The sequence below is a fragment of the Pseudorhodoferax sp. Leaf274 genome (assembly GCF_001422445.1).
GTDB lineage: Bacteria > Pseudomonadota > Gammaproteobacteria > Burkholderiales > Burkholderiaceae_C > Pseudorhodoferax.
Window position 1 is genome coordinate 251,247 of record NZ_LMNA01000002.1, and the last position, 10,365, is coordinate 261,611.

Annotated in this window: 10 protein-coding genes; 9 read left to right on the forward strand and 1 reads right to left on the reverse strand. The window is 70.4% G+C overall.

Annotation, left to right across the window (positions count from 1 at the left end):
- Positions 1-95: 95 nt before the first annotated feature.
- Entirely contained in the window at positions 96-1,628 is a 1,533-nt protein-coding gene (locus ASF44_RS06720) for a diguanylate cyclase (protein ID WP_056898429.1), read from the reverse strand.
- 277 nt (positions 1,629-1,905) lie between these two features.
- Between ASF44_RS06720 and ASF44_RS06725 the strand changes: the two genes are divergently transcribed.
- The 9 genes from ASF44_RS06725 to ruvC all read left to right on the forward strand — a co-directional run bounded on the left by ASF44_RS06725 (position 1,906) and on the right by ruvC (position 10,236).
- Positions 1,906-2,655, forward strand: a complete 750-nt coding sequence (locus ASF44_RS06725) for a glucose 1-dehydrogenase (protein WP_056898460.1) — start codon at positions 1,906-1,908, stop codon at positions 2,653-2,655.
- 104 nt (positions 2,656-2,759) lie between these two features.
- Positions 2,760-3,356: a YqiA/YcfP family alpha/beta fold hydrolase gene (locus ASF44_RS06730; RefSeq protein WP_056898430.1), complete on the forward strand. Its 597-nt coding sequence runs from the start codon at positions 2,760-2,762 to the stop codon at positions 3,354-3,356.
- Positions 3,357-3,387: 31 nt separating this feature from the next.
- Complete coding sequence (locus tag ASF44_RS06735) at positions 3,388-5,451, forward strand: ribonuclease catalytic domain-containing protein (RefSeq protein ID WP_056898431.1); 2,064 nt, start codon at positions 3,388-3,390, stop codon at positions 5,449-5,451.
- The gene (locus tag ASF44_RS06740) at positions 5,448-6,317 is read left to right on the forward strand and encodes an energy transducer TonB (RefSeq protein WP_056898432.1); all 870 of its coding nucleotides are present in this window, start codon (positions 5,448-5,450) and stop codon (positions 6,315-6,317) included. The genes ASF44_RS06735 and ASF44_RS06740 overlap by 4 nt, the downstream gene beginning before the upstream one ends.
- Positions 6,314-7,147 (forward strand): shikimate dehydrogenase, encoded by an 834-nt coding sequence (gene aroE / locus ASF44_RS06745; protein WP_056898433.1) that lies wholly within the window; start codon positions 6,314-6,316, stop codon positions 7,145-7,147. Before ASF44_RS06740 ends, aroE begins: the two co-directional genes overlap by 4 nt.
- A 4-nt stretch (positions 7,148-7,151) precedes the next feature.
- Positions 7,152-7,868, forward strand: coding sequence for a monofunctional biosynthetic peptidoglycan transglycosylase (gene mtgA, locus ASF44_RS06750; protein WP_056898434.1), 717 nt, complete (start codon positions 7,152-7,154; stop codon positions 7,866-7,868).
- Positions 7,865-8,479 (forward strand): lysophospholipid acyltransferase family protein, encoded by a 615-nt coding sequence (locus ASF44_RS06755; protein WP_056898435.1) that lies wholly within the window; start codon positions 7,865-7,867, stop codon positions 8,477-8,479. The genes mtgA and ASF44_RS06755 overlap by 4 nt, the downstream gene beginning before the upstream one ends.
- 157 nt (positions 8,480-8,636) lie before the next feature.
- Positions 8,637-9,620, forward strand: a complete 984-nt coding sequence (locus tag ASF44_RS06760; RefSeq protein ID WP_056898436.1) for a phosphatidate cytidylyltransferase — start codon at positions 8,637-8,639, stop codon at positions 9,618-9,620.
- A 64-nt stretch (positions 9,621-9,684) separates the two neighbouring features.
- Positions 9,685-10,236, forward strand: coding sequence for a crossover junction endodeoxyribonuclease RuvC (ruvC, locus tag ASF44_RS06765; protein WP_056898437.1), 552 nt, complete (start codon positions 9,685-9,687; stop codon positions 10,234-10,236).
- Positions 10,237-10,365 lie beyond the last annotated feature (129 nt).

The following is a 10,365-nucleotide window of genomic DNA, read 5'->3' on the forward strand; positions in this document are numbered from 1 at the left end:
ATCCGGCCCGCGCAGGCCATGGCGCACAGGGTGCCGCGATCACCCGGCCCTCAGCGGCCCATCGGCCGCCCTTCGGCCACCTTCACCCACCCTCCTCACCCACCCAGCACGCGGTTCTTGCCCGTCCGCTTGGCCAGGTACATGGCCGCGTCGGCGCGCTTGAGCGCGTCGGCCATCGGCTCGTCGTCGCCCAGTTGGGCCACGCCAGCGCTGAAGGTGATCAGCACCTTGTCCTTGCCATTGAGGAAGTAGCGGGTGGTCAGCTCGCGCTGCAGGCGCGTGAGGATGGCGATGGCAGCGGCCAGTGCGGTGTCGGGCAGCACGATCACGAACTCCTCGCCGCCGTAGCGCGCCAGCGAATCCTGCGGCCGGATCGCCAGGCGCGCCACCTCGGTCAGGTGCTGCAAGGCGTTGTCGCCCGCGTCGTGGCCCAGCTGGTCGTTGAGCCGCTTGAAGTTGTCCACGTCCAGCAGCGACACGCACAGCGCATGGCCCTTGCGCCGCGCCGCGGCCACCTCGCGCTGCAGGGTCTCGTCCAGGCCGCGGCGGTTCAGCACGCCCGTCAGCGCATCGTGGCGGGCCAGCGCGCTCACACGGTCCAGTTCCACATGCAGCTTGGTGATCTCCGCTTCGGCCTCCTGGGTCTTGGCGCGCATGGCCTGCAGCTCGTCGCGCGACTGCACCGTGTCGCGCGCCATCGCGCGCGTGGCACTGATGGCCTCCTGCAGCACGGGCCCCAGTTCCTCGATCGAGGTGGCCTGCTCGATCTGCCGCGCGCAGTTCTCGATCTTGCCGTGGTAGGTGCTGCTGCTTTCCGTCATCAGCGACAGCCGATCGACGAAGGTGGCCAGCAGCTGGCGCATCTGCAGCTGCGCCTCGTAGGCCCGGCCCTTGGCCTCGGTCTGCTTGAAGATGACGTCCTTGAGCCGACGCTCCACGTCGTCCAGCCGGCGCAGGTTCAGCGGCGGCGTGGCGGCGCTGCGCAACGCATCGATCTGGCCGCGCATCCAGCGGTCGTCCACGCACAGCTCGCCGATGTTCTCGAACACCAGGTTCAGCAGGTTCAGCAGCCCGTTGCGGATCTCCGCCTGGTCTTCGGCCGCGAACGACAGCCGATGCGCATAGTTGCCGAGCAGCGAACGGGCGTCGCGCAGCTCCAGCTGGGGGCGGCGCAGCAGCCGCAGCACCTCCACCGTCTGCTCGGCAAAGCGCGCGTCCTCTACGCCCAGGGCGGGCTGCGCGCATTCGATCAGGCGGGCGACCTGCTCCAGCACGAGGGCCGCGTGCGCACCATCGGCGCCACCGCCGGGCGCGTTGTCCAGCGGCGCGAACGACGATGGCACGCCCGAGAAGCCGCCGTAGGCCACCAGGGAGGTTTCGATCTTGTCCCAGCTGCGCTGACCGATGGCCGATTCCAGCAACCCCAGCTGCTTCTCCTGGCCGGGATTGCGCGCGGGCAGCGCTGCCGCGATCTGTCGCAAGGGCTCGGACGGGAAATGCGCGGGCGGCAGCGTGCCCGCCACCTCGTGGTATTGCGTCAGGTAGTTGTCGGGCGTGGGCGGCAGGCGCTTCTCCGCCAAGCGCTTGAACGCTTCTCTGGCGATTTCACTGGGCGATCGATCGAGCATGGAGCGGCGGTGAACCAAGGGCAGCAGGGTGGGCGCACGGAGGCCGCGATCGTAACGAATTCATACCGCTCGCATCCAATTTGTGTGTACAAGCAACACCTTCCAGGCGCCTGAAGCCATCGAAACAGCCCGGCACTGCGCCCTGCGACCACGGCTGCAGCGGCCGGAACGCTGTGGGTGGATGGCCGCATCCAACCGCAGTTTGCCCAATGACATCCAGAATGTCACGCCCACGCTGGAGCGTGGCGCCTCACGGATTGACCAGGAGACTTTCAACATGCGACTGCAAGGCAAGACCGCCATCGTGACCGGAGCCGCCAGCGGCTTCGGCGCAGAAATTGCGCGCCACTACGTGGCCGAAGGTGCCCGCGTGGCACTGGCCGACATCAACGAGGACGGTGCGCGCGCCGTGGCCGCGCCGCTGGGTGCAGCCGCCATCGCCGTGCGCTGCGACGTGACGCAGCGCGCCGACGTCGATGCGGCCATCGCCGCCGCGTGCAAGGCCTTCGGCCGCGTCGACATCGCCGTCAACAACGCCGGCTGGACGCACCGCAACCAGCCGCTGCTGGACGTGGGCGAAGACGAGTTCGACAAGGTCTACGCGATCAATGTGAAGAGCATCTTCCACATGGTGCGCGCCGTGGTGCCGGCCATGCGCGCCCAGGGCGGCGGCGTGATCCTCAACGTGGGCTCGACGGCCGGCATCCGGCCCCGGCCCGGCCTCACCTGGTACAACAGCTCCAAGGGCGCGGTGAACCTCATGAGCAAGTCGCTGGCCGTCGAGCTGGCGCCCGACCGCATCCGCGTGAACGTGATCTGCCCGGTGATGGGCGCCACCGGGCTGCTGGAGTCCTTCATGGGCATGCCCGACACGCCGGAGAACCGCGCCCGCTTCATCGCCACCATTCCGCTCGGCCGCCTGTCCGAGCCGCGCGACATCGCGCGCGCCGCGGTCTACCTGGGAAGCGATGACGCCGAATTCATCACCGGCGTCGAGTTCCCCGTCGACGGCGGCCGCACCGTCTGACGCATCGCCATGAGGTTCGCGAGGGCCTGCACCCGCGCTGGCCGGTTGCGGACCCTGTCGCCCTGCCCCGCCTTGCGGGCCATCCGGAAACACCTGCCCACACCATGCCCCACCGCCCCCTCAGCCATCTGCTCTACCTGCACGGCTTTCGCTCCTCGCCGCAATCGACCAAGGCGCGGCTGATGGCCGAGCGTGTACGGGCCCGACACCCGGAACTGGCCTGGTGGTGCCCCCAGTTGCCGCCTTCGCCGCGCGAGGCCATGGACGGCCTGCTGGCCGGTATTGCCGACTGGCCGCGCGAGCGCATGGCCGTGGTCGGCTCGTCCCTCGGCGGGTTCTACGCCACCTGCGTGGCCGCGCAGACCGGCTGCCGCGCGGTGCTGCTGAACCCGGCCGTGCACCCGGCGCGCGATCTGTCGCGCCACATCGGCGAGCACGGCGGCTGGCACGACCCGGCGCAGCGCTTCGTCTTCACGGCCGGGCATGTGGCCGAGTTGCGGGTGCTGGAGCAGCAGGCCGCCGCGGCGGACACGGCGCGCATGTTCGCCATCGTCGCCAAGGGCGACGAGGTGCTGGACTGGCGCGAGATGTGCGCGCGCTACCCGCAGGCCCGGCTCCGGCTGCTCGAAGGCAGCGACCACGCCATCGGCGAATTCCCCGACCACATGGACGAAGTCTTCGAATTCCTGCTGGCCGCGTAGGCGGTCATCCGGCTCGGGGACAATACCGCCCATGTACGCATTGTTCGAAGAAGCCGGCAAGTTCATGACCGGCCGGGTGCTGTCCGAGGCCGACGCCTCGGCCCAGGTGGAGCTGGACAGCGGCAAGCGGGTCAAGGTCAAGGCCGCCAACCTGCTGCTCAAGTTCGAGAAACCCACGCCGCAGGTGTTGCTGGCCGAGGCCCGTGCGCAGGCCGAGTCCATCGAGCTGGAGCTGGCCTGGGAGTTCGCCAGCGACGACGAATTCGGGTTCGCCGATCTGGCGAAGGTCTACTTCAGCGACAACGCCCCGCTGGCCCAGCAGGTCGGCACGCTGCTGCGCCTGTTCGAGGCGCCGCACTACTTCCGCCGCGCCGGCAAGGGGCGTTTTCGCAAGGCGCCGGCCGAACAGGTGCAGCAGGCGCTGGCCGGCATCGAGAAGAAGCGGCTGCTGCAGCTGCAGATCGACGACTGGGCCCAGGAACTGGCCGAGGGCCGTTGCCCCGCGCCGATCCGCGACCAGCTCTACCGCATCCTGTTTAAGCCCGACAAGAACGGCCCCGAGTACAAGGCCGTGGTCGAGGCCTCCCGCGCCACGCAGACCGCGCCGCTGGACCTGCTGCAGCGGGCCGGCGCCATCGATTCGCCCTACCAGTTCCACTGGCGGCGCTTCCTGTTCGACCAGTTCCCCAAGGGCACGGGCTTCGCGGCGCTGCAGGCCCCGGCCATCGCCGACGACCTGCCAGTGGCACCGGTGCGCGCCTACTCGATCGACGACTCGATGACCACCGAGATCGACGATGCGCTGTCCGTGCAGGGCCTGGGCACCGGCGAGGTCACGGTCGGCGTGCACATCGCCGCGCCCGGCCTGGCGATCGCACCCGGCTCGGCCATCGACCAGGTGGCGCGCGCGCGCCTGTCCACGGTCTACATGCCCGGCCACAAGCTGACCATGCTGCCCGACGAGGTGGTGCAGGCCTACACGCTGCAGGAAGGGCGCGACTGCCCTGCCGTCTCGCTGTATGCCCGCTTCGACGCCCAGACGCTGGAGCTGCGCGGCACCGAGACGCGGCTCGAACGCGTGCCGGTGGCCGCCAACCTGCGGCACGACCAGCTCGATGCGCTGATCACCGAGGAGTGGCTCGCCCAGGAGGCGCCCCCGGCACTGCCCGACCTGCCTGCCGGCGTGCAGGCCGCCGAACTGGCCTTCCTGTACCGCCTGGCACGCCACCTCAAGGCCCAGCGCGAGGTGGTGCGCGGCAAGCCCGAGACCTTCAACCGCCCGGACTACAACTTCCGCCTGGTCGAGAGCCCAGAGGCCCCGCTGGGCGACGAGCCCGCCGGCCGCGAGCGCGTGGAGATCAGCGTGCGCCGGCGCGGCGCCCCGCTCGACCTGATCGTGGCCGAGGCCATGATCCTGGCCAACAGCAGCTGGGGCCAGTGGCTGGCCGCCTGCGGCGTGCCCGGCATCTACCGCAGCCAGGCCAGCCTGGCGCCGGGCGTCAAGGTGCGCATGGGCACCAAGGCGCTGCCGCATGCCGGCATCGGCGTGCCGGCCTATGCCTGGAGCACCTCGCCGCTGCGCCGCTACACCGACCTCGTGAACCAGTGGCAGATCATCGCCTGCGCGCGCCACGGCAAGACCGCCGCGCTGGCCGCGCCGTTCAAGCCCAAGGACGCCGACCTGTTCTCGGTCATCTCCAGCTTCGACGCCGCCTACAGCGCCTACAACGGCTTCCAGGGCGGCATGGAGCGCTTCTGGACGCTGATGTACCTGCAGCAGAACGGCATCGCCGAGATCGATGGCGTGGTCATCAAGGACGGCTTGGTCCGCGCCGACAACCTGCCGCTGGTGCTGGGCGTGATGGGCGCACAGGGCCTGCCGCGCAACGCCCATGTCCGCGTGAAGCTGGGCGAGATCGACCTCATCACGCTGGACGTGGCCGGCACCGTGGTCGAGCGGCTGGACGCGCTGGACGCGCCGGCCACGGCCGCCGACGAGGAGGCGGAAGAGGAGGAAGCCGCGGCCGGGCCGATCGCCATCGCGGTGGACATGGAAGCGTCCGCCGTGCCGGCCGAGGACGCACCCACGCCATGAGGCCGCCGGGCTGGCTGCGCCGACTCAGCACGCTGCAGGCGGCGCTGCTGTTCTCGGTCGCCGCGCACGCCGCGCTGCTGGCCGTGCGCTTCGCCGATCCGGCCGCCTTCGACCGGCTGTTCCAGGACACGCCGCTGGAGGTGATCCTCGTCAACGCCAAGTCCGACGAGCGCCCCGACAAGGCCCAGGCCATCGCGCAGGCCTCGCTGGCCGGCGGCGGCGACGCCGCGGCCGGACGCGCCACCTCGCCGCTGCCGCCCTCGCCGCGCGCCGACATCGGCGACGCCATCGAGCAGGCACAGCGCCAGGTCGAGGCCATGCACCAGCAGCAGACCCTGCTGCTGGCCCAGGTCACGCGCATGCTGGCCGCGCTGCCGCCACCCGACCCGCGCAACATCAGCGAATCGGCGGAAGCGCGCGAACAGGACGAGCGGCGGCGCCAGCTGCTGCAGCACCTGGCCGAGATCGAGCGCCGCATCGAGATCGAGAACGCGCGCCCCAAGCGCCGCGTGGTCAGCCCGTCCACGCGCGAGGAGGTCTACGCCGTCTACTACGATGCGCTGCGCCGCAAGGTCGAGGAACGCGGCACGCAGAACTTTCCCGAACACAACGGCAGGAAGCTGTATGGCGAACTCGTCATGATCATCACCGTGGACCACACCGGGCAGGTGCTGTCCACCGAGGTCGCCGAAAGCTCGGGCAACCGCTTGCTGGACCAGCGCGCCCAGGCCATCGCCCGCGCCGCCGGCCCCTACGGTGGCTTCACGCCGGCCATGCGCATGCAGGCCGACCAGATCCTCGTGGTGTCGCGCTTTCGCTTCGCGCGCGACGCCACGCTGCAAACCAACGTCAGCACGCCACCATGAGCTTTGATTACTGCGTGATGGGCAACCCGGTGGCCCACAGCCGCTCGCCCTGGATCCATGCCCGCTTTGCCGAACTGACGGGCCAGGCCATGGCCTACGACCGGCTGCATGTGGAACTGGACGGCTTCACGGCCGCAGTGCAGGCCTTTCGCGCCCGCGGCGGCCTGGGCTGCAACGTGACCGTGCCGTTCAAGCTCGAGGCCTCCGCGCTGGCCACCGCGCACTCCGGCCGCGCCCGGCTGGCCCAGGCCTGCAACACGCTCAGGTTCTCGCCCGAAGGCATCTACGGCGACAACACCGACGGCGCCGGCCTGGTGCAGGACATCACGCAGCACGCGGGCCAGGCGATCGCCGGCCGCGACCTGCTGCTGATCGGCGCAGGCGGCGCGTCGGCCGGCGTGCTGGGGCCCTTGGTCGAGGCCGGTGCGCGGCGCATCGTGGTCGCCAACCGCACGCACGCCAAGGCCCAGGCACTCGTGGAGCGCCATGCCGAACTGGCCGCGCCGCGCGGCTGCGTGCTGTCGGCCTGCGGGCTCGACGAGGTGCCCGGCCGCTTCGACATCGTCGTGAACGCCAGCGCCAGCAGCCTGGCCGGTGCCGGCGTGCCCGTGGCAGCCAGCGTGCTGGCCGACGGTGCACTGGCCGTGGACATGATGTATGGCCCTGCGGCCGCGCCCTTCCTGGCCTGGGCGCATGCCCATGGCGCACGCGCGCGCGACGGCCTGGGCATGCTGGTCGAGCAGGCAGCCGAGTCCTTCGCGCTGTGGCGCGGCGTGCGGCCGCCTTCGGCGCAGGTGCTGGCGGAACTGCGCGCCATCGTGGACGCCTGACCGCATGCGCCGGATCGGCCGCTGGCTGCTGCTGTTCGCCGTCGCGGCGCTCGCGCTGCAGCTCTTCTTCGTCGGGCGCATCGCGCTGATGGCGGTGCTGGCGCCGCAGTCCACCGCATTCCAGCGCTCCGAGGCCTGGCGCCTGGCCACCTCGGGCGGCAGCTTCCACTGGCGCCAGCAGTGGGTCGATGCACCGCAGATCTCGGACAACCTCAAGCGTGCCGTCATCGCATCGGAGGACTCCGGCTTCCCCGACCACGATGGCGTGGACTGGCAGGCCATGGAGAAGGCCTGGGAGAAGAACGAGCAGGCGGCCGCACGCGCCACCACCCGGCCCAACGCCAGGCCGGCCAAGATCGTCGGCGGCTCGACCATCACGCAGCAACTGGCCAAGAACCTGTTCCTCTCGGGCGAACGCACGCTGCTGCGCAAGGGCCAGGAGTTCGTGCTCACGCTGATGCTGGAGGCGCTGCTGGACAAGCGCCGCATCCTGGAGATCTACCTCAACAGCGTGGAATGGGGCGAAGGCGTGTTCGGCGCGGAGGCCGCTGCGCGCCACTACTACAGGAAGAGCGCAGCCCAGCTGACGGCCTACGAGGCCGCCCGGCTGGCCGTGATGCTGCCGCGCCCGCGCCACTACGAGAAGCTGCCCAATTCGGGCTATCTGGCCAGCCGCGCACGGACCATCGTGGCACGCATGTCCGACGTCGTGCTGCCATGACACGCGCCAGGATCGTCGGCTGGCTGCTGCTGGGCCTGGTGCGCCTGCTCACCGGGGCCCAGGCGCGCTGGTGGGGCTGCCCGCCCATGGCCGAGCAGCGCATCTATTTCGCCAACCACCAGAGCCATGCCGACCTGGTCATGATCTGGGCCGCGCTGCCGGCCGAGTTGCGCGGCATCACCCGGCCGATCGCGGCCAAGGACTACTGGACCAAGACCCCGCTGCGCCAGTGGATCACCACCGCCGTGTTCAACGCCGTCTACGTGGACCGCGAGCGCACCGAGGGCCAGGACCCGCTGGCGCCGCTGGTACAGGCCCTGGACGCGGGCGACTCCATCATCCTGTTCCCCGAAGGCACGCGCGGCCACGCCGAGGAGCCGCAGGCCTTCAAGGCCGGGCTGTACAACCTGGCGCAGCGCTTTCCCCAGGTGGTGCTGGTGCCGGCCTGGATCCACAACGTGCAGCGCGTGATGCCCAAGGGCGAGGTCGTGCCCGTGCCCATCCTGTGCTCGGTGACCTTTGGAGCGCCAATGCAGCTGCAGCCCGATGAATCCCGCCAGGACTTCCTGGCCCGTGCGCGCGACGCCGTGGTCGCGCTGAGGGAGATATGAGCGCCGCGCCGGGCCGCCCCAAGCAAGCTCGCTCCCCCGCGGGGGGCAGCGAACCTCGCGTAGCGGGGAGTGTGGGGGCCACATGCGCCGCGCCGGGCCGACCCAAGCAAGCTCGCTCCCGCTTGGCGGGACAGGCCGCAGGCCGAAGGGTGCACCAGTGAGCGCGTGGCTGCGCGGCCTCGGCGCCTCCGAGCAGGTCGGTGCGCTGTTCGTGCTCGTGTTCGGCCTGCTGATCCTCGTCACCGGTTCGCTGGTCACGCTGTCGGTGCGCAGCCGCCACGAGCCCGACGAGGCCCGCCGGGCCGCGCATGCCGACTGGTGGGCGCTGCTCAAGACCAGCTGGTTCATGGTCAGCATCTTCTGGATCGGATGGGTGCTGGGCGAGACGGCGGCCACCGTGCTGTTCGCGCTGGTGGCGTTCTTTGCGCTGCGCGAGTTCATCACGTTGTCGCCCACGCGGCGCGGCGACCACCGCAGCCTGGTGCTGGCCTTCTTCGCCGTGCTGCCCGTGCAGTTCTGGCTCGCGGGCAGCAAGCACTTCGACCTGTTCACCGTGTTCATCCCGGTCTACGTGTTCCTGGCCATCCCCGTGGTCAGTGCGCTGGCCGACGACCCGCAACGCTTCCTGGAGCGCAACGCCAAGCTGCAGTGGGGCATCATGGTCTGCGTCTACGGCATGAGCCACGTGCCGGCCCTGCTGCTGCTGAACCTGCGCCATTACGAGGGGCGCGGTGCCTTCCTCGTGTTCTTCCTGGTGTTCGTGGTGCAGGCCTGCATGCTGGTCCAGCACCTGGCGGCGCGGCACTTTCCGCGCCCGCCGGCCGCGCCCAACGTGAGCCGCAGCTTCAACTGGACCACCTGGGCCGTCGCCGTCGTGGCCGCCAGCAGCCTGGGCGTGCTGCTGTACCCCATCACACCGTTCCGGCCCCTGGAAACGCTGGCCATGGGCGCCATCGCCTGCGTGGCGGGCAGCATGGGCCACCTGGTCATGAAGGCGCTCAAGCGCGACCGCGGCGTGACGAACTGGGGACCGCAGGGCCGCTCGGTGACCGGGGCCAACGGCCTGCTCGACCGCGTCGATGCGCTGTGCTTCGCGGCGCCGGTGTTCTTCCATTCCGCACGCTGGTACTTCGGGGCATGAGCCTCGCCCGGACGCCCGACGAGGCCCGCACCGCAGCCGCATCCGCAGGCGAAGGTGGGTCGGCGTGAGGATCCTGGGCATCGACCCCGGCCTGCAGTGCACCGGCTTCGGCGTGATCGACGCCGACGGCCCGCACCTGCACTACGTGGCCAGCGGCACCATCCGCACCACGGCCAGCGCCGCCTTGGGCGACCTGCCCGCGCGGCTCAAGGTGCTGTTCGACGGCATCGGCGAGATCCACGCACGCTACGCACCGCAGACGGCGGCCGTGGAGATCGTCTTCGTCAACGTCAACCCGCAATCCACGCTGCTGCTGGGCCAGGCGCGCGGCGCCTGCGTCACGGCGCTGGTGGCCCGCGACCTGCCGGTGGCCGAGTACACCGCGCTGCAGATGAAGAAGGCCGTGGTCGGCAGCGGCCGGGCCGACAAGAACCAGGTGCAGGAGATGGTCAAGCGCCTGCTGCAGCTGCCCGGCGTGCCCGGCAAGGACGCCGCCGACGCGCTGGGCATCGCCATCACGCACGCCCACGTGGGCCAGGCCATGGCGCGGCTGGCGCAGGCCACGCCGCTCCAACGCGCGACGACGGGGATGTACCGGGGCGGCCGGACGCGCTAGCTGTCGTTTCCCAAGAGGTTGTTCACCCGAAGTAGTCGGGGAAGATGGAGGTTCTCACGCCAAACCATCAACCCAGAACAACCTCGGATGAACAGCCATAAGAATGCCTCATTAACGCCGCGAGGCCGC